Source organism: Pseudomonas sp. P4_C8 (assembly GCF_056401975.1).
In genome coordinates this window covers 124,337-143,112 of record NZ_JBFUIH010000003.1, presented here as the reverse complement: position 1 = coordinate 143,112, position 18,776 = coordinate 124,337, and the positions used below count along the sequence as shown (strand labels likewise).

The window sequence follows — 18,776 nt, the reverse complement described above, 5'->3', positions numbered from 1 at the left end:
GAATGAAACAGGACTGTCATGAAAACAGCGCCACCCTTGTGGGAGCGAGCCTGCTCGCGATGGCGGTATTGCCAGCAACTGCGGCAAGCCTTGGAGCGACTTTTCATTCGCTGAAGTAATCCGCCCCCACGCTGACATCGATCAGATACTTCGCCGTCTTCGGATCTCGCTCGTCACAGCGAGCGTAGCATTTGACGTTGAGCGCAAGACTGTATCGGTGTGGTACCAACAGCACGGTCACCATTACGTGATCAAACAACTCGGCTTGGAGAGCTCGTTTATCTGCCTCGGTGGCGGTTTTGACCCAAGGATTTCTATCTGCACTCCACAGTATCCAACCCGCATTTTTTAGCTGGTTCTGCAGCTGATCAAGCACAACAATCAACTGGTCGAACGGCAAGGTTTCAAGCATCGGCGAAGTAGTCAGGGTAATCGCTTTGAAATCGGACCACCCAATCGCACCAAACTTTGTAGCTGGCAACGTGAATCCATGTTGTTTGTCATCAAAGGTGAAAATGACTGGGGTGCTAATCCAGGTTGAGCTCGGGTGAGGTGGCTCACTTGGATAAATGGCAGTTTTACGTAACACAGGAAACGTCGAATCCCTCACGACGCTTTCGTATGGCTTACCGATGTGAATAACCAAAAAATCCATTGGGTAGTGAAAAGAAGTCAGGCAAATAAAGAGCATGAAAAACACTGCTCTGCGCCAACATATAACTTTCCGCTTGTAGGGCTTCCTCATGTGCCGCTTCGATCCCGGCCCACACTGATATCGATCAGATATTTAGCCGTCGTCGAATCACGCGAACAGCGTGTATAGCACTTGATCAAAAGCAGCAGACTGTATTTTCCCGGCACATACAAATCAATGCCCACTGGCTGATCGAATAGCTTGACCTGCAGTCGCTCACGCTCTGCAGCAGAGTCGACACTAAACCAGTCGTTATTTTCCAAAGGCTCAAGCATCCACCCTCCGGACTTGAGGGTGTTTTGTACATCCACCAATCGATCCACAGCCTCCGTGAATGGCATCGTTTCAGACATGGGCGATGTGGTTACAGTCGAGACTTTCTGTCCTCCATAAGTAACGGCACCAAACACCGTCGGAGGAAGTTTGAATCCATAAACGGGTTCATCAAACTCAATGACAGTCGGGCTGCTGATCCACGTGGAACCAGGTCTTGGAGGATCTTTCGCGTTATTAGGGTCACCTGGATAGATGGCCGTTTTGTCTTCGACTGGGAAAGTTGAGTCTTTGATGACCTGTTCGTAGGGCTTTCCGATATGGACGGATAAGGTTTTGGTGCTCAAACGGGCATACCTCAAGCTTCCCGACACCAGAAGAATGAAAACAATCAAAATCAACCAGCGCTGCTTTGATTCAGTCACTGTAGTAATCCGACCCCACGCTGACATCGATCAGATACTTCGCCGTCTTCGGATCACGCTCGTCACAGCGAGCGTAGCATTTGACGTTGAGGGCAAGACCGTACTTATGGGGAACCAGCAGCATCACGACAACAACCTGATCGAATAACAGGCTCTGTAGAGTATTTCTGTCATCTTCGTTACTTACCATAAGCCACGCATGATCCTCGCTATCCCGTGGCACCCAACCGGAACTCTTAAACATCTCTTGTAAATGATTAAGCAAGGGAATCAACTGATCAAATCGCAATGTCTCCAACATCGGAGAAGTGGTAATAGTTGATACCTTTTCATTGTTGTAACCGACAGCACCGAATTTCGTTGGGGGCAAAGTGAAACCGTATTTGGGATCATCAAATTTGACAATCACTGGACTGCTGATCCAAGTGGAATCAACTTCGGGTGGTTCACTTGGATAGATTGCCGTTTTAGCCCTGACTGGAAATGTCGAGTCATGCTCTACATCTTTATAGGACTTTCCGATATGAACGGAAATTGTATCCACAGATGGTTGCTCATGGATGACATAAGCAAGCAAAAACAAACACATTACAGCCACAAGACTCAAAATTAATTTGCGCCTCATTTGACTCCTCCCCCATTGGCAATTTCCGTAATGGAATTTTTTACTTGAGCGAGAGTGGCTGGATTTTTGAGTAAATTGTCGAATTGTGTTGCCGCTCGCAACACGAACTCCATACGTTGATCTTTGTCTGCCAAATCAGCGATTGGATTGCTACTAAAAGAAACTTTCCGGTCGTCAGGTGCTTTGCACTGACTTGCCAGGGTTAGTTGAATTTCTTCTGGTAGTCCCGAAAATAATCCGGTGACAACGGAGGCAACGTCGCCAGCTTGAGTTCCTCTCATTAGCAGCGCGAAATAAGCTATGTCATACATTGCAGGTTGAAGGATATTCAACTGTTCGTGCCGTGCCATAGCCCTGACACTGCCGCTGACATCGCCTTCATTGATCGAGGCGAATGTTTGGGATATTTCGAAGTGATTAGTTCCAAATTCAACTTTATCTGCAATGGGCCAAAGTACTTCATTTTTTAGCCTGCTGCGGTCGGGCAGACACTTCTCCATTTCCTTGAATCCTCGCACCATGAAAAACCGGTGTAGTGGATACACATCCAGGAAAAGGGCAGTGTTTCCAAGCGCTAGCATTTCATGAACGTATTGCAATTCTTCTTGAAGAAATGCAATCGCGTCGCCTGATAGTGGATCACTCGTAAGGGGAACCGGGTTCTGCTGCTTGGCCTGATCCCACTGGTTCCAAAGCTCAGGATCCGAACGCAATTTGTTCACCACTACGCGTTCATACAAATCCTTTGACTGACTGTCTTTTAACGTTCGGTAAGCTTTTTTCTCCGCTTCGATTCTCTGATCTAGCGTGGAGGCATGAATCAACCCACACCCCACCTGCTTCGAAGCAAACGCCGCCAAACCCGCCCACTGAAACCGGTTATCCGCCAGCCACAACTGCGCATACGCGGCATTGATCTTACGGTTACGCACTTGCGGATCGGCAATCAGCACGCCACCCGGTGCAACCCATTCTTCGGCTTCTTTCTGAAACCGGCGCCACAGGCAGTTGCAGGTCAACAACGGCACTTCGACGCGGGTTTTCGGGTTGGGGCCGCCCGTGGTGGTTTCGCGTTTGCAGGCGGGCAGTTCGCAGGTACTGTCCCAGAGTTTTTTCATGTCCAGGTCGTCTGGCGCGATGCATTGTCCGGTCATTTGATTCTTCCTTGAGGCTTAGACGGTCCAGCGAACGACGGCGAGGTCGGGTTTTAGCGTGGCGACGCTTTGGGTCATGCCCAAGGCGTTGGTCTGGCCTTTGACGATGCGGCCTTCGGCGGTTTCGATTTCGTAGTTTTGTTCGGCTATCGGTTCGCCATTGCCGGCACTGACGGCTTTGAATTCCACGATGGGCTGGCCAATGATTGGCAGGGGTGGAATGAAGGGCGCGGGGGTGTGGGTGCTGCCGATGATGACGTTTCCGGAACCGCCGATTATTACGCCGCCATGGCTCGTGGTGCCATCGAGGGTCATGGCGTTCAAGTCGTTGATGAACACCGTTGATGAAAAGCCGCCGCTGAGCGCTTGGCCGCAGGTGCATTGGTCGCTGACTCTCGCTGCGGCGAGGCCATTGAAAAACACGTCGGGGGAGCCGCTGGCGATGGGGTTGGTGCCATGGCCCGGAAGCGGGCAGGTGGTCGGGTCCGTGACGCGTGCAGCCGGTTTTCCAGACATATGCATTCCTTGTCATTGTCATTTGATGCGAGCGGGGGACGCTAACCACCGGGGGCCTGTGCGTCAACCTTTGGCGTTTCGACCGTACCAAGCACCACACAGATTGGCTGTAGGAAAACGCTTAAATGTTCGAGAGCTTGGAGTCGTGTTTAAAAACACTCCGAGTTACTTCTCGGAGGCTACAACACCTTGCGTCGTTGCCTACGGCTACTCCAGAATCCGCCGGCTTGTGCGCCTTGAACCCGGCCCCTATCGTTTCCCTGTCGCTGAAAACAGTGATCGGGTTTGGTAGCCCGGAGTTCTGGCGCATAGCCACTTTCTGCGGACGCTTTTTCAGGTCGCAGCTTTATGGTGGCCATGCGCAGGGTCCCTTCGGGGGCGCCGGTTCCAGTACTCCGGTCTACCAACCTGTGTATGGCCACCACCCCTCGTTTGGTAGCGAGTGTGATGGCTCCACGTAACCAGTACTGGAGTTCTATCTATGTTCAAGGTAACGCCCAACCCACCGGACACCGATCCGGTCCCTCACGACTTCCCCCCACGCAAACCCAGCACAATCTTCCTCATAGACCCCAAGGTCGATAACGAAACCCTGCTCGCGCATGCCTGCGAATCGTTGGCATCAGCCAGCGTCATGGCGAGTGATTTCGCCGGGTTTCTGGAGGGCCCGCAACGCAACACCCTGCTGGGAATTCAGCAGGTCATCATGCTCGGGGAGTTGGCGGTGAATCGAGTGCTGGATAACCTCGATCCGCCGGCTAACCACTAATCCCTAAACCTTGCGCAAAAAAATGTGGGAGCGAGCCTGCTCGCGATGGGGCCTTCACATTCAACATTACTGTTGACTGAAAGACCGCTATCGCGAGCAGGCTCGCTCCCACAGGTTTTGCGCAGTTCCCGGGTTTATTGCCCCGGAATGTCCTTGCGCAGTTTCACCGGATCTTGCTGTTTTTTCTTTTTCGCGATGGCGGTGCGCATCCTGATGTTGATTGCTTCAACCGCCAGCGAGAACGCCATGGCGAAGTAGACGTAGCCTTTTGGCACGTGCACGTCCAGGGATTCGGCAATCAGCACGGTACCGACGATCAACAGGAACGACAGCGCCAGCATCTTCAGCGACGGGTGCTTGTCGATGAACTCGCTGATGGTGCCGGACGCCCACATCATCACCAGTACGGCCACGACGATCGCGGCGACCATGACTGGAACGTGGGAGACCATGCCGACCGCGGTGATGACCGAGTCCAGCGAGAACACGATGTCGATGATCGCGATCTGGACGATGGTGTAGAGGAAGTTGCCGCCCTTGCCCGAAGGCTCGTCGCTGGTTTCGTCTTCACCTTCCAGCGCGTGGTACATCTCTTGCGAGCTCTTCCACAGCAGGAACAGGCCACCGAAGAACAGGATCAGGTCTCGCCCGGAAATTCCCTGGTCAAACACCACGAACAAGTCCGCCGTGAGGCGCATGACCCAAGTGATAGAGAGCAGCAACAGGATCCGCGTGATCATGGCCAGCGCCAGACCGAAAATCCGGGTGCGCGCCTGCATGTGCTTGGGCATGCGGCTGACCAGGATCGAAATCATGATGATGTTATCGATGCCCAGAACGATTTCCAGGGCGGTCAGGGTAAAGAAGGCAACCCAGATTTCAGGGTTGGTCAGCCATTCCATGTGTATTCCTTTGAGGATGTGTTAAACCACAAAAGGCCCGGACTTCGAACAGCGAAGACCGGACCCGTCATGGTGAGTCGTTGGTTATAGAGTGCTGAACAGCGGAAAAATCCCCATCAGCAACGCTGCAACCAGTATGCACATGCACACCAGCACTGCCCACTTCAGGGTAAAGCGCTGATGGTCACCAAATTCAATACCGGCCAGGGCCACCAACAAGTAGGTCGATGGTACCAGCGGGCTTAACAAGTGGACGGGCTGACCGACGATCGAGGCACGTGCCATTTCAACGGCGGTTATACCGTAATGACTGGCGGCTTCGGCAAGAACTGGTAACACGCCGTAATAAAATGCGTCGTTCGACATGAAAAACGTAAACGGCATGCTCACCAGTGCCGTGATCACCGCCAGGTACGGGCCGAGGAAATCCGGGATGACCGCCAACAGGCTTTTGGACATCGCGTCGACCATGCCGGTGCCGGTCAGGATACCGGTGAAAATACCGGCGGCGAAGATCAGGCCGACCACCGACAGAACGCTGCCGGCGTGGGCCGCAACGCGGTCCTTCTGTTGTTGCAGGCAAGGATAGTTGACGATCATCGCGATACTGAACGCGACCATGAACAGCACCGGCAGCGGCAACAGGCCGGCGACCAGCGTGCACATCAAGGCCAGGGTCAGGAAGCCGTTGAACCAGATCAGCTTCGGACGACGCGCGTCAGGGAACTGCGAAACGCTGATTTCACTGTGGTCGACTTCATCGCCAATCAGGTGCAATTCACCCAGACGAGCACGCTCGCGTTTACCGTAGAAGTAGGCAATCGCCAGGATCGCCAACACACCGGCAAGCATTGCTGGAATCATCGGTACGAAAATATCGGACGGGTCCACATGCAGTGCACTGGCCGCGCGAGCGGTCGGGCCACCCCATGGGGTCATGTTCATCACGCCACCGGCGAGGATGATCAGGCCGGCCATGATCCGCGGGCTCATGCCGATGCGGCTGTAGAGCGGCAGCATGGCGGCCACGCAGATCATATAAGTGGTCGCGCCGTCCCCATCAAGGGAAACGACGAGCGCCAGTACGGCGGTGCCGACCGAAACTTTCAACGGGTCGCCCTTGACCAGTTTGAGGATCTTGCGCACGGCCGGGTCGAACAGGCCGGAGTCGATCATCAGGGCGAAGTAGAGGATGGCGAACATCAGCATCACGCCGGTCGGCGCGAGCTTGGTGATGCCTTCGAGCATCATTGGGCCGATTTTCGGCGCAAAACCGCCGAACAGGGCAAAGAGGATCGGGATGATGATCAAGGCGATCAGCGCGGACAGGCGCTTGGTCATGATCAGGAACATGAACGTGATGACCATGGCGAAGCCAAGGAAAGTCAGCATGGGAGTACTCCAGGCGTAGCGCGGCTAAGGGAAATGGGCGAACCGGGTAAGGTCAGCGCAGAACGGGAAGCACGAGGCGTACGGGCGGAGTGACAGCGAAGCGGCGGGTAGCAGAGGACATCAGGATCACCATTGTTGTTGTTAAATGGGCTGTGCGAGCGATAAAACACTGGCACTGGCCAACCGGTCTGTTGCCGGCAGTGGGGCGATCCTAATCGGGGAAGCTTTCAGCCAGCTTTCGGTGGTGAAAGCATTGCGCGGATGTGCAACCGGTCGTCGGACGAGTTATGGAGATGGACCGAGTTGCGGCCATCGCGAGCAGGCTCGCTCCCACAATAGGTCTGTGGCCACTTAGAACCCACTGTGGGAGCGAGCCTGCTCGCGAAGGCGTCGGTAAATACACCTCAGGAGGAAACATCATGGTCGACATTCATACTGGCGGCTGCCACTGCGGACATCTGCGCTATCAATTCAGCGGGCCGTTGCAAGACATTGCACACTGTCATTGCTCGATCTGCCGGCGGGTCAGCGGCGGCATTGTGACCACTTGGATCACGGTGCCCGCGTCAGCCTTTCAATGGGTGAAAGGCACACCTGCGCAGTACGAATCTTCTTCAACTGGCGTGCGCTATTTCTGCTCGAACTGTGGGGCGCAACTGGCGTTTATGACCCATCTCAGCCCTGAGAGCATCGACGTGACCATCGCCACCCTCGACCACCCTGAACTGGCGCCAGCCGAGCGGCATATCTGGACCGACAGCCGTTTGCCCTGGCTGCACCTGGACGAGCATTTACCCGGCGAAGCTGAAGAAACGATCTGATCAGAAAATAGACAGATCCAGTGGCCGGATCGCGCCCATCCAGATCGCGTGCTCGGTGTGGTCGAGCAAGTCATCGCCCGTGTCCGGGTGCAGGAACACCACCAACCCCTTACGGTTGAGCGCCAGCCACGGCAGCACTTCACCAATGAGTTCGGCTCCGAACGCCAGCTGGCAGCTCCAATCCGGGTGCGGGCCGACCGGACGCTCGTGTACACGGCCCATCTTCAGCGGGAACAACTGCGTCGCCTGCTCGCACAAGGCCCGTGCCTGGTCGATCGTGCTGGCATCGAAATAAACGTGGGCGTGATAGCCCTTGATCCGTTGCATCTGAAACCCTCAAATACTGTTCGAACCCTCGACGATCCCCGCAGCTCACACGTCATATACTCAAGGGAGGAGGAGTCTCAGCCATGAAAAACGCGGAAACCCCGGTGGTCAAAGTAGTGCTTTATGGTGCCATGAGTAGCCTGGGCAGTGCGCTGATTGTGCAAATGCTGCACCGCCAACATGAAGTGATCGCCATTCTGGATGACCTGACAGCGCTGGCGCCGCGCCCGGGCCTTCGAACTAAAACCGGCGACCTGTTCGAGGCACAACGCGTTAAACAAAGTGTGGCGGGCTGCTCGGCTGTCATCTGCCTGTTAGACGCACCCGGGTTGCCTTTCAACAGCGAACACGTGGAAAAAACCATCGTGGTGGGCCCGGTCGAGCAGGTGCTGGCCGTGGATGCACTGATCGACGGCATGCAAGCCGCCGGGGTGCACCGACTGTTTCTGGTGGGCGATTTTGAAGTGCTGGATGATTCAGAGACAGAGGATCAGCTTCAACTCCACGCCGCCGAAGAAATCCGCGAGTCGCTACAAGACAGTGCCTTGAAGTGGACCCTGGTGAATGCGCCACGCGGGGTACCCGGGTTGAGCATCGAACATTTCAGCCATGTTTCCAGCCACCTGGAGCCGGGGCTGGCCGAACCGCTGGAACGTCTGAACCGGGTAGCGGTGGGCATCGCCGATGAGCTGCGGCTGAACCTGCACATCGGCGAACACGTTAACTTCGTCGCCACCGACCCTAAATAGCGATAGAAGGCAGCGCCAGGCCATTCAGCGATTGCGCGCTGCTGGCTTGCTCGGCCATCAACCAGTCCACAAACTGTTGAATCAACACCCCACGTCGTTTGCGCKGGGGCAAGACCACGTAATAACCCAGCCTGGACATCGCTGACTCAGCGATAGGTCGACACAACAAGCCCTGCGCCAGCAAGTTATCCACAAGGTGCCGCCAGCCAATCGCGACACCTTGGCCGCCAATCGCCGCTTGAATCAGCAGCGTGTAATTGTCGAAGCGCAGTTGCCCCGGCGCCGGTGCCGACGTTATCCCCAATTCGCGAAACACGCCGCTCCAGTCAAACCAGTTGCTGCTGTGTTCGCCACGCAGGTGTAGCAATGGAAACTCCAGCAGCGACTGAGCCGGCAAGGGCAGGGGACGATCCTTGAGCAACAACGGGCTGCACACCGGGAATACCTCTTCGCTGAACAGCCAATGGCTTTCACCCTGTTTGAAGCGTCCCTCGCCGAACAACACCGCCACATCGATATCGGTGCGCAACATGTTGTGACTGCGCTCGCTGGTAACCAGGCTGACATCGACCTGAGGATTAGCCGCATGAAAGCGGTGCAAACGGGGCATCAGCCAATACGCCGCGAAGGCAAAGTCGGTGGCCACCTGCAACACTTCATGTTGTTGCTGTGCACTGATCGCGCTCAATCCTGCGTCGATATTCTGTAAACCGAGCTGAACCTGCTCGAAAAGAATAGTCCCGGCTTCTGTCAATTCAATGCCCCGGTAGATGCGGTCAAACAGCCGCGCCCCGAGTTGCTCTTCTAACCGTTTGATCTGCTGACTGACTGCCGGCTGCGTGGTGCCAAGCTCCACCGCTGCAGCGGTGAAGCTGCGATGACGGGCCGCCGCTTCAAAAGCACGAAGCAGGTCCAAGGACAAATCACCAAGGGCGTCATACATAAGCTGGGCTAATCCTAGTCATTGCCCGGCATGGGCTTTACCGCAAAGAGCTTGGGTAACATGCTCGATCGCAGCACTTTCGCATAAATATTCACTATGGAATGCCGCGATCACATGAAGCGCAAGAACATTCTTTTCATCATGGCCGATCAAATGGCCGCGCCAATGTTGCCGTTCTACGGTCCTTCGCCAATCAAACTACCGAATCTCAGCCGCCTCGCCGCCGAAGGCGTGGTGTTCGACGCCGCGTATTGCAACAGCCCCTTGTGCGCACCGTCGCGATTTACCCTGGTCAGCGGTCAGTTGCCGAGCAAGATCGGCGCCTATGACAACGCGGCTGATTTCCCCGCCGATGTACCGACTTATGCCCACTACTTGCGTCGCCTCGGTTACCGCACCGCGCTGTCGGGCAAGATGCACTTTTGTGGCCCGGACCAGCTCCATGGCTACGAAGAACGCCTGACCAGCGACATCTACCCGGCGGATTACGGTTGGGCGGTGAATTGGGACGAGCCAGATGTACGTCCAACCTGGTATCACAACATGTCATCGGTGCTGCAAGCCGGACCATGCGTGCGCACCAATCAGCTGGATTTCGACGAAGAGGTGGTGTTCAAGGCCCAGCAATATTTGTTTGATCACATTCGCGAAGACGGCGACCAGCCGTTTTGCCTGACCGTTTCGATGACGCACCCACACGATCCGTACACGATTCCCAAGGCGTTTTGGGATATGTACGACGATGCCGACATCCCGCTCCCCAAAACCCCGGCACAATCCGAACTCGATCCGCATTCCCAGCGTTTGCTCAAGGTTTACGACCTGTGGGACAAGCCGCTGCCTGTGGATAAGATTCGTGACGCGCGCCGCGCCTATTTCGGTGCGTGCAGCTATATCGACAGTAACGTCGGCAAACTCCTGCAAACTCTCGAAGAAACCGGGCTGATCGACGACACCATCATTGTGTTCTCCGGCGACCACGGCGACATGCTCGGCGAACGCGGCCTCTGGTACAAAATGCACTGGTACGAAATGGCCGCCCGAGTCCCGCTGTTGATCAGTGCGCCGGGCCAGTTCGGGGCAGGGCGAGTCAGTGCCGCCGTCTCCACCGCCGATTTGCTGCCCACCTTTGTGGAACTGGCCGGCGGCTCGCTGGAGCCGGGCTTGCCGCTGGACGGTCGCTCGCTGGTTTCGCACCTGCAAGGGCAGGGCGGTCACGACGAAGTGTTCGGCGAATACATGGCTGAAGGCACCATCAGCCCATTGATGATGATCCGTCGCGGTGCTTACAAATTCATCTACAGCGAAGACGACCCGTGCCTGCTCTTCGACGTACACAACGACCCGCGCGAACGGGAAGAACTCAGCCAATCGCCGCAACATCTTCAGCTTTTCGAAGAATTTCTAGCCGAGGCACGCGCCAAATGGAACATCCCGGCGATTCACCAGCAGGTGCTCGCCAGCCAGCGTCGTCGGCGCTTTGTTGCGCACGCACTGACCATCGGCAAGCTGAAGAGCTGGGATCACCAGCCGCTGGTGGACGCCAGTCAGCAGTACATGCGCAACCACATCGACCTCGATGATCTGGAGCGCAAAGCACGTTATCCACAACCCTGCCAAAACCAATAATGTTAAGGGGAAGTCCATGAAAAGGTTATCCACAGTACTGACGGTCGGGCTTCTGGCTCTGGGCAGCGCATCGGCCTATGCCGATCAAAGCTGCGAGACGGTGAAAATGGCCGATCCTGGCTGGAGCGACATCGCCGCGACCAACGCCATCACCGGGTTTCTGCTGGATGGCATGGGCTACAGGGCCAAGGTCGACACCCTCGCGGTGCCGATCACCTTTGGCGGCCTGAAGGATGGCCAGGTCGATGTGTTCCTGGGTAACTGGATGCCGGCGCAGCAGGGCTTCTACGATAAGTTCGTGGCCACGGGCGATGTCACGCAACTGGCGAAGAACCTTGATGGCACCGAGTTCACGCTCGCGGTTCCGGACTACGTCTGGGACGCGGGTGTGCATGACTTTGCCGACCTGAACAAGTACGCCGACAAATTCGACAAGAAGATCTACGGCATTGGCTCCGGCGCGCCAGCGAACATCTCGCTGCAGGAAATCATCAAGAAGAATGATTTCGACATGGGCCAGTGGAAACTCGTCGAGTCCAGCGAGCAGGCCATGCTGGCCGAAGTGTCTCGCGCAGTGAAAAAACAGAAATTCGTGACCTTTCTCGGCTGGACCCCGCACCCGATGAACGTGCAGCTGAAAATGCATTATTTGAAAGGCGGCGAGAAATATTTCGGTGATACCGGCAGCGTGCATACCTTGACCCGCAAGGGGTACGCCGAAGCCTGTCCGAACGTTGGCAAGCTGTTGACCAACCTGAGTTTCACCCAGGACATGGAGAACAGCATCATGGCCGAGGTGGTGAATAAGAAAGTCAGCAATGCGGACGCGGCCAAGGCGTGGATCAAGGCCAATCCGGCGGTGCTGGATAAGTGGCTGGATGGCGTGAAAACCGCAGATGGCAAAGACGCGTTGCCGGCGGTGAAAGCCAGGTTGTAAGGCATGATCGTTCCCACGCTCTGCGTGGGAATGCATCCCGTGACGCTCCGCGTCACATCTGTAGCGGACGCAGAGCGTCCATGGCGGCATTCCCACGCAGAGCGTGGGAACGATCGAACAGGCGGTTGTCCTGATACTCTTGCGCAAAACCCCACCCGAGAGGACCCATGGCCTTCCCCAGCCGCCATTCACTCTTCCCCTTCCTCAGTTGGTTGCCCCGGCAAACCCGCGCCAGCGTCGGGCGTGACCTGATCGTCGGCCTCAGTGGGGCAATTCTTGCGTTGCCGCAATCCATTGCCTACGCGCTGATCGCGGGGCTCCCTCCGGAATATGGTTTGTACGCCGCGATCATCCCCGTGTTGATTGCTTGTCTCTGGGGTTCGTCGTGGCACTTGATCTGCGGGCCTACGGCGGCGATTTCTATCGTCTTGTATGCCAGCGTCAGTCCTCTGGCCGTTCCCGCGTCAGAGGACTACGTGACCCTGATCCTGCTTCTGACGTTGCTCGCCGGTATTTTCCAGTGGTTGCTCGGTTTGCTGCGCTTCGGCGCCCTGGTGAATTTCGTCTCGCATTCAGTGGTGCTGGGTTTCACCTTGGGCGCGGCGGTGGTGATCGTCATCGGTCAATTGCCGAACCTGCTGGGGCTGGATTTGCCCAGCCAGGCCACGGCGCTGGACAGCTTCTTGGTGCTGTTCAAGCATCTCGGCGCTTTCGATAAACCGTCACTGGCGCTGGGCCTGGCGACGGTCGTTGTCGGCGCGGTCCTGAAGTTGTTGCTGCCTCGCTGGCCGACACTGCTGATTACGCTGATTCTGGGCGGGTTGCTGGTGTGGTTCTGGCCATCGATGTTCGGCCATGTGAAGTTGGTCAGCGCGTTTGTCGGACGCTTGCCGCCCTTCAGTCCGTTGCCGCTGGACCTGGACCTGATCCTGCGTTTGCTGCCGAGCGCGGTGGCCGTGGGAATGTTGGGGCTGGTGACCAGCCTGTCAATTGCCCGCTCCCTGTCGGCGCGCTCGCAGCAGTTGATCGACGCCAACCAGGAAGTCCGCGCCCAGGGTTTATCGAACATGGTCGGGGCGTTCTTTTCCGGCTCGCTGTCGGCCGGTTCCTTCACTCGTTCGGGCCTGAGCTACGAAGCGGGCGCCTGTTCACCGATGGCCGGCGTTTTTTCAGCCGTGTGGGTGTCGCTGTTTGCCATCTTCGGCGCAAAGTTAATCGCCCACATCCCCATCCCGGCCATGGCCGGCAGCATTCTGTTAATCGCGTGGGGACTGGTGGACCATCGCGGTATTCGCGCCTTGTTGCGGGTCAGCCGCGCCGAGTTCCTGGTCATGGCGCTGACCTGTGTCGCCACGCTGCTGTTGGAGTTGCAGACGGCGATCTACGCCGGGGTGCTGGCATCCTTGTTCTTCTACCTCAAACGCACTTCGCAACCACGAGTTCAACACTCTCGCGAAGGGGATGAAGACATTCTGCGGGTAGGCGGGTCGATCTTTTTCGGCGCCAGCCACTACCTGCAAGTGCGCCTGCAACGCCTGCATGGCGCGCGCGTGGTGATCGAGGCGCAGCAGATCAACTTCATCGACTATTCAGGGGTGGAAATGCTGCACCAGGAAGCGCGGCGGCTGTTGAAGCAGGATCGCAGCCTGACGTTGCGGCGCGCGCGGCCGCAGGTGGTGGAGGAGTTGAGGAAGCTTGAAGGGGCGGAGAAATGCCCGATCCGCTTTGAGGACTGAACACACGCCCTGTAGGAGCATGGCTTGCCCGCGATTGAGGCGCCGCGGCGTATCAGGCACACCGCGTAATCGTTCATCGCGGGCAAGTCGGGTCGCCGCACCGCTTGCTCCTACAGTGCCAATTGGCGGCGCAGTTCGGCCAGTACCGGCGCCGTGTCCGGGCGCACGCCGCGCCACAGGAAAAAGGCTTCCGCCGCTTGTTCCGCGAGCATGCCCAAACCATCCATCGCTACCGCAGCGCCATTTTCCGTGGCCCAACGGCAGAACGAAGTCGGCTCCTTGCCATACATCATGTCGTAGCAAACGGTTTTACCCGGCTCGATCAAGCTGCCGGCAATTGGCGGTACATCGCCCGACAGGCTCGCCGACGTCGCGTTGATGATCAAGTCCACCGACTCCTTCAACCAATCGAAACCGCTGGCCGACACCGGCCCCAAGTCCGCGAACAATTTCGCCAGCAGCTCGGCTTTCTCAACCGTGCGGTTGGCGATGATCACCGAGGCCGGTTGCTCGGCCAACAGCGGCTCCAGCGCACCGCGCACCGCGCCCCCAGCGCCAAGCAGCAGGATGCGTTTGCCCTTGAGGCTGAAACCGGCGTTGACCGTAAGGTCCCGCACCAGCCCGGCACCGTCGGTGTTGTCACCCAGCAACGTGCCATCGGCGAGCTTGCTCAAGGTGTTCACCGCGCCGGCCCGCTGCGCGCGCTCCGTCAGGCTGTCGGCCAGGCGGAAAGCGTCTTCCTTGAATGGCACCGTCACATTCGCTCCGCGACCTTCGCGGAAAAAAGCCCGGGCAAAGTCGGAAAAATCGTCGAGTGGCGCCAGCGAGGTGCTGTAGTCCAACTGCTGAGCGGTTTGTTCGGCGAACAAACGGTGGATCAGCGGCGACTTGCTGTGGCCAATCGGGTTACCGAATACGACGTAACGGTCCATCAGAACTCCTCGTTCAGGCCTCGGCCAACCAATCGCGGTCTTGCAGGAAATACTCGGTCAAGCGCGCTTCTTCGCTGCCCGGTTCGGCTTTCCAGTCATAGCCCCAGCGCACTTGCGGCGGCAACGACATCAGGATCGACTCGGTGCGCCCGCCCGATTGCAGGCCAAACAAGGTGCCTCGGTCGTAGACCAGGTTGAACTCCACGTAGCGGCCGCGACGGAATTCCTGGAACTCACGCTGCTTGGCGGTGAACGCATCATTTTTGCGGCGTTGCACAATTGGCAGATACGCGTCGATATACGCATCGCCGATGGCGCGCATGAACGCGAAGCTGGTGTCAAAGTCCCACTCGTTCAAGTCATCGAAGAACAGACCACCGATGCCGCGCGGCTCGTGGCGATGCTTGATGTGGAAATAGCTGTCGCACCAGGCTTTGTAGCGCGAATAGACGTCCGGACCGAACGGCGCACAGGCCTGCTCGGCGACGCGGTGCCAGTGCACGCAGTCTTCTTCATTGCCGTAGTAAGGCGTCAGGTCGAAGCCGCCGCCGAACCACCAGACCGGTTCCTCACCCTCTTTTTCAGCAATGAAAAAGCGCACGTTGGCGTGGGAGGTCGGCACATGCGGGTTGTGCGGGTGAATGACCAATGACACGCCCAAGGCTTCGAAGCCACGGCCGGCCAATTCCGGGCGATGAGCGCTGGCGGACGGTGGGAGGCCGCTGCCAAAGACGTGGGAAAAGTTGACGCCGCCCTTTTCGATCACTGAGCCGTTTTCGATCACGCGGGTGCGACCGCCACCGCCGGCAGCCCGGGTCCAGGCGTCTTCGACGAAGGGTGTGCCGCCGTCTTCGGCTTCCAGCGCAGCACAAATACGGTCTTGCAGGTCAAGCAGATAGGCTTTTACGGCCTCGGTGCGGGTCGTCATGTCATCACCTTGAATCGGGCAAAGCTACGCGGCGCTCCATCGGAGCGGAGGACCGACGCAAATGGGCGCGTAGCATAACATCGCCGATGGGCCTGCCGCAGTTGACGAAGATCAAGCTTGGGAGTTCGATAGGGAGCTTCGTGCTACACCTCCCGTAGCCAAGACCCAAGGAGTAGGCAGATGGCTAAGCGTATCCAGTTCCGCGCCCATGGCGGTCCCGAAGTACTCGAGTACGTCGATTACCAACCCGCCGAGCCCGGCCCGCAGCAGGTCCGCGTCACCAACAAGGCCATCGGCCTGAATTTCATCGATACCTATTACCGCAGCGGTCTGTATGCACCACCCGCTTTGCCATCGGGTGTGGGTTCGGAAGGCGCAGGCGTGGTCGAAGCGGTGGGAAGCGAGGTCACGCGCTTCAAGGTCGGTGATCGCGTTGCGTATGGCAGCGGGCCGTTGGGCGCCTACAGTGACGTTCACGTATTGCCCGAGGCCAATCTGGTGCTGCTGCCGGATGCGATCAGCTTCGAAACGGCTGCCGGGGTCATGCTCAAGGGCCTGACCGTGCAGTACCTGCTGCGTCAGACTTATGAGCTCAAGGGTGGCGAAACCATCCTGTTCCACGCCGCTGCCGGCGGTGTCGGTTCGCTGGCCTGCCAATGGGCCAAGGCCTTGGGCGTAAAGTTGATCGGTACGGTCAGCTCGCCCGAGAAAGCCGCGCTGGCCAAGGCCAACGGCGCTTGGGCGACCATCGACTACAGCCATGACAACGTCGCTCAACGTGTGCTGGAATTGACGGACGGGAAGAAAGTGTCGGTGGTGTATGACGGCGTCGGTAAAGACACCTGGCTGACGTCGCTGGACAGCGTGTCCCCACGCGGTTTGGTGGTGAGTTTTGGCAACGCGTCGGGTGCAGTGGACGGGGTCAATCTGGGGATATTGGCGGCGAAGGGTTCGCTGTACGTGACCCGGCCGACGCTGGCGACTTACGCCAACAATGCCGAGAATCTGCAGCGGATGGCGGATGAGCTGTTTGAGATGATTATCAGCGGGAAGCTGAACGTGGATATCAGTCACACGTATTCGTTGGCTGATGCGGCGAAGGCGCAGACCGAGTTGTCGGCGCGACGCACGACGGGTTCGACAGTTTTGTTGCCTTGACGGGCGCCATCGCGAGCAGGCTCGCTCCCACATCTATGGTTATGTGTCGATCACAAAAACCCTGTGGGAGCGAGCCTGCTCGCGATTGGCAGCGCTGCGGTCTTAATCGGGGCGCACGACGTGGCCGGTCGCCAGATCCCGAATGACGCTCGGGTTCTTGCGCCCACCGAGATTCCCGCCCAACACAAAATCCACCTGCCCACGGAAATACTGCTCCACGCGAATCCGCGTGCGCGCCGCCGGCCGTCCCTGCGGGTTGGCCGAGGTCGACACCAGCGGCCCGACCGCTGCGCACAAATCCCGCACCAGCGGGTGATCGCTGACCCTGAGCGCCACCGTTTCATGCACACCGGTGATCCACTGCGGCAACAGATTCTGATGCGGCACCAGCCAGGTGTTCGGCCCCGGCCAAGTGCTGGCCATGCGGTCCATCCACAGCTCCGGGAAGTCTTCGAAGAGAAAATCGAATTGCCGGATGTTGTCGGCAACCAGAATCAGGCCCTTCTCCACCGACCGGCCCTTGATCATCAGCAGGCGATACACCGCCTCTTCGTCCCACGGGTCGCAACCCAGCCCCCAGACCGCTTCGGTTGGATAGGCAATCACCGCCCCTGCGCGAACGGCTTGCGCGGCTTGTTGCACTCGCCAACTGTTGACCATGAAAAACTCTCCGGAATAAGGCTCTGCGCAGTTTACCGATCTTCCTTATAAAACCTAGCTCACCCGCGCAAACCAGCGCCCGCTTTCGCACACGGCGCGGCCCTCCATTTCCAGCTCCGTCAACGCGGCCAGCACTTTGGGCAAGGTCCAGCCGCTGGTGACGGACAGCGCTTCACTGGTGTGCGGGGCCGCGTGCAACAGCATAAGCAACGGATGGGTCACCGAGGGAGTCTCGGTGGACAACGGCAACTGTTGCCAGCCGCGTAAGGCTTCTAGGATATGTTCGATGGTTTCCACCAGCATCGCGCCGTCACGGATCAGTTGATGACAACCCTTGGCGCCAGGATGATGAATCGACCCAGGAATCGCATACACCTCGCGACCTTGCTCCGCCGCCAGCCTCGCGGTGATCAACGAACCACTCGCCACACTGGCCTCGACCACCAGCACGCCAAGGGACAAACCGCTGATGATCCGGTTACGCCGGGGGAAGTTGCTGGCAGTAGGGCCGGCGTCCAGCGGGAACTCCGAAAGCACCGCACTCCCAGACGCGATCATGGCATCGGCCAGTCGCCGATTGCGTTGTGGATAAAACTTTTCAAGTCCCGTGCCAAGTACGCCCACCGTTCGCCCGCCGACGTCCAAAGCGGCTTGATGCGCGGCAGCATCAATGCCCAGCGCCAGACCGCTGGTGATGACGAAACCGGCACCGGCCAGGCTGCGGGAAAACGCGGCGGCAGTGTCCATGCCCGGACGCGAGGCGCGTCGGCTACCGACCATCGCCAGCTGCGGTTTTTCCAGAATCCCCGGATCACCCGCCACGAACAACAGCGGCGGCGCGTCGCTGATTTCCGCCAGCAGCGCCGGGTACTCAGGCTGGTCCCACATCAGTAAATGCTGGCCCGGACGCTCTAGCCAGGCCAATGCGTGGCTGGCGCCATCGCGCACTTCATTGGTGCGCCGAGCCTCGGCACACGTCAGTGGCAATCCTAGTGAACGCCAGGCGATGGCCGGCGCGCTGATGGCTTTGGATGCCGAGCCGAAGGCCTCAAGTAATTTTTTGAATCGCGCCGGGCCGAGTTCCGGCAAACGGTGCAAACGTAAACGAGCTTCCAGTTCCGCAGGGGAAACCGGTGTAACGGCAGGCAGTGACATGGATCATCCTTGATCGTTATGAGCCCCGTCGAAACGGGAATAAGCTGTGGA

General features: G+C 58.0%; 20 protein-coding genes. 7 read left to right on the top strand and 13 right to left on the bottom strand.

Going from position 1 to position 18,776, the window contains the following annotated elements:
- Positions 1–103: 103 nt before the first annotated feature.
- The 5 genes from AC1DWM_RS02860 to AC1DWM_RS02840 are packed head-to-tail and all read right to left on the bottom strand — an operon-like array spanning position 104 to position 3,687.
- Positions 104–691 (bottom strand): hypothetical protein, encoded by a 588-nt coding sequence (locus tag AC1DWM_RS02860; RefSeq protein WP_477794595.1) that lies wholly within the window; start codon positions 689–691, stop codon positions 104–106.
- A 50-nt stretch (positions 692–741) separates the two neighbouring features.
- Positions 742–1,392, bottom strand: a complete 651-nt coding sequence (locus tag AC1DWM_RS02855) for a hypothetical protein (protein ID WP_477794584.1) — start codon at positions 1,390–1,392, stop codon at positions 742–744.
- Positions 1,385–2,017 (bottom strand): hypothetical protein, encoded by a 633-nt coding sequence (locus AC1DWM_RS02850; protein ID WP_223518861.1) that lies wholly within the window; start codon positions 2,015–2,017, stop codon positions 1,385–1,387. Before AC1DWM_RS02850 ends, AC1DWM_RS02855 begins: the two co-directional genes overlap by 8 nt.
- Positions 2,014–3,171 carry a DUF2515 family protein gene (locus tag AC1DWM_RS02845; RefSeq protein WP_477794583.1) on the bottom strand — a complete coding sequence of 386 codons (1,158 nt, stop codon included), beginning with the start codon at positions 3,169–3,171 and terminating at the stop codon, positions 2,014–2,016. Before AC1DWM_RS02845 ends, AC1DWM_RS02850 begins: the two co-directional genes overlap by 4 nt.
- An 18-nt stretch (positions 3,172–3,189) precedes the next feature.
- Complete coding sequence (locus AC1DWM_RS02840) at positions 3,190–3,687, bottom strand: PAAR domain-containing protein (RefSeq protein WP_223518858.1); 498 nt, start codon at positions 3,685–3,687, stop codon at positions 3,190–3,192.
- 481 nt (positions 3,688–4,168) lie between these two features.
- Here AC1DWM_RS02840 and AC1DWM_RS02835 point away from each other — a divergent pair, with 481 nt between their 5' ends.
- Positions 4,169–4,456, top strand: a complete 288-nt coding sequence (locus tag AC1DWM_RS02835) for a DUF6124 family protein (protein WP_223518856.1) — start codon at positions 4,169–4,171, stop codon at positions 4,454–4,456.
- Between the two features lie 134 nt (positions 4,457–4,590).
- Here the strand turns inward: AC1DWM_RS02835 and AC1DWM_RS02830 are convergent, their stop codons facing one another.
- Both AC1DWM_RS02830 and AC1DWM_RS02825 read right to left on the bottom strand, forming a co-directional pair.
- On the bottom strand, positions 4,591–5,358 hold the full coding sequence (locus tag AC1DWM_RS02830; RefSeq protein ID WP_223519744.1) for a TerC family protein: 768 nt from the start codon (positions 5,356–5,358) through the stop codon (positions 4,591–4,593).
- Between the two features lie 84 nt (positions 5,359–5,442).
- Positions 5,443–6,750 (bottom strand): CitMHS family transporter, encoded by a 1,308-nt coding sequence (locus AC1DWM_RS02825; RefSeq protein WP_477794582.1) that lies wholly within the window; start codon positions 6,748–6,750, stop codon positions 5,443–5,445.
- Positions 6,751–7,169: 419 nt separating this feature from the next.
- On the opposite strand from AC1DWM_RS02825, the gene AC1DWM_RS02820 reads away from it, so the two are divergent.
- Entirely contained in the window at positions 7,170–7,571 is a 402-nt protein-coding gene (locus AC1DWM_RS02820; protein ID WP_223519748.1) for a GFA family protein, read from the top strand.
- Here AC1DWM_RS02820 and AC1DWM_RS02815 read toward each other — a convergent pair whose 3' ends face one another.
- Positions 7,572–7,898, bottom strand: a complete 327-nt coding sequence (locus tag AC1DWM_RS02815; protein ID WP_223519749.1) for a DOPA 4,5-dioxygenase family protein — start codon at positions 7,896–7,898, stop codon at positions 7,572–7,574.
- A gap of 83 nt (positions 7,899–7,981) precedes the next feature.
- Here AC1DWM_RS02815 and AC1DWM_RS02810 point away from each other — a divergent pair, with 83 nt between their 5' ends.
- On the top strand, positions 7,982–8,647 hold the full coding sequence (locus AC1DWM_RS02810; protein WP_477794581.1) for an NAD(P)-dependent oxidoreductase: 666 nt from the start codon (positions 7,982–7,984) through the stop codon (positions 8,645–8,647).
- Here the strand turns inward: AC1DWM_RS02810 and AC1DWM_RS02805 are convergent.
- Positions 8,640–9,590, bottom strand: a complete 951-nt coding sequence (locus AC1DWM_RS02805; RefSeq protein WP_477794580.1) for a choline sulfate utilization transcriptional regulator — start codon at positions 9,588–9,590, stop codon at positions 8,640–8,642. The two genes, AC1DWM_RS02810 and AC1DWM_RS02805, sit on opposite strands and share 8 nt — an antisense overlap.
- Before the next feature lie 114 nt (positions 9,591–9,704).
- On the opposite strand from AC1DWM_RS02805, the gene betC reads away from it, so the two are divergent.
- The 3 genes from betC to AC1DWM_RS02790 all read left to right on the top strand — a co-directional run bounded on the left by betC (position 9,705) and on the right by AC1DWM_RS02790 (position 13,892).
- A complete protein-coding gene (betC, locus tag AC1DWM_RS02800) occupies positions 9,705–11,219 on the top strand; it encodes a choline-sulfatase (RefSeq protein ID WP_477794579.1) in 1,515 nt (504 codons plus the stop codon).
- Positions 11,220–11,235: 16 nt separating this feature from the next.
- The gene (gene choX, locus AC1DWM_RS02795) at positions 11,236–12,156 is read left to right on the top strand and encodes a choline ABC transporter substrate-binding protein (RefSeq protein ID WP_223519756.1); all 921 of its coding nucleotides are present in this window, start codon (positions 11,236–11,238) and stop codon (positions 12,154–12,156) included.
- Positions 12,157–12,323: 167 nt separating this feature from the next.
- A complete protein-coding gene (locus tag AC1DWM_RS02790) occupies positions 12,324–13,892 on the top strand; it encodes a SulP family inorganic anion transporter (RefSeq protein ID WP_223519758.1) in 1,569 nt (522 codons plus the stop codon).
- A 110-nt stretch (positions 13,893–14,002) separates the two neighbouring features.
- Here the strand turns inward: AC1DWM_RS02790 and aroE are convergent, their stop codons facing one another.
- Together aroE and hemF are read right to left on the bottom strand one after the other, a co-directional pair.
- A complete protein-coding gene (gene aroE, locus AC1DWM_RS02785) occupies positions 14,003–14,824 on the bottom strand; it encodes a shikimate dehydrogenase (RefSeq protein ID WP_223519760.1) in 822 nt (273 codons plus the stop codon).
- 13 nt (positions 14,825–14,837) lie between these two features.
- Complete coding sequence (hemF, locus tag AC1DWM_RS02780) at positions 14,838–15,752, bottom strand: oxygen-dependent coproporphyrinogen oxidase (RefSeq protein WP_452628798.1); 915 nt, start codon at positions 15,750–15,752, stop codon at positions 14,838–14,840.
- Between the two features lie 180 nt (positions 15,753–15,932).
- Between hemF and AC1DWM_RS02775 the strand changes: the two genes are divergently transcribed.
- Complete coding sequence (locus AC1DWM_RS02775) at positions 15,933–16,910, top strand: NADPH:quinone reductase (RefSeq protein ID WP_477794578.1); 978 nt, start codon at positions 15,933–15,935, stop codon at positions 16,908–16,910.
- Between the two features lie 102 nt (positions 16,911–17,012).
- On the opposite strand, the gene tsaC is transcribed toward AC1DWM_RS02775, so the two are convergent.
- Together tsaC and dprA are read right to left on the bottom strand one after the other, a co-directional pair.
- Positions 17,013–17,570: an L-threonylcarbamoyladenylate synthase type 1 TsaC gene (gene tsaC, locus AC1DWM_RS02770; protein WP_223519766.1), complete on the bottom strand. Its 558-nt coding sequence runs from the start codon at positions 17,568–17,570 to the stop codon at positions 17,013–17,015.
- Positions 17,571–17,624: 54 nt separating this feature from the next.
- The gene (gene dprA, locus AC1DWM_RS02765; protein ID WP_223519768.1) at positions 17,625–18,725 is read right to left on the bottom strand and encodes a DNA-processing protein DprA; all 1,101 of its coding nucleotides are present in this window, start codon (positions 18,723–18,725) and stop codon (positions 17,625–17,627) included.
- Positions 18,726–18,776 lie beyond the last annotated feature (51 nt).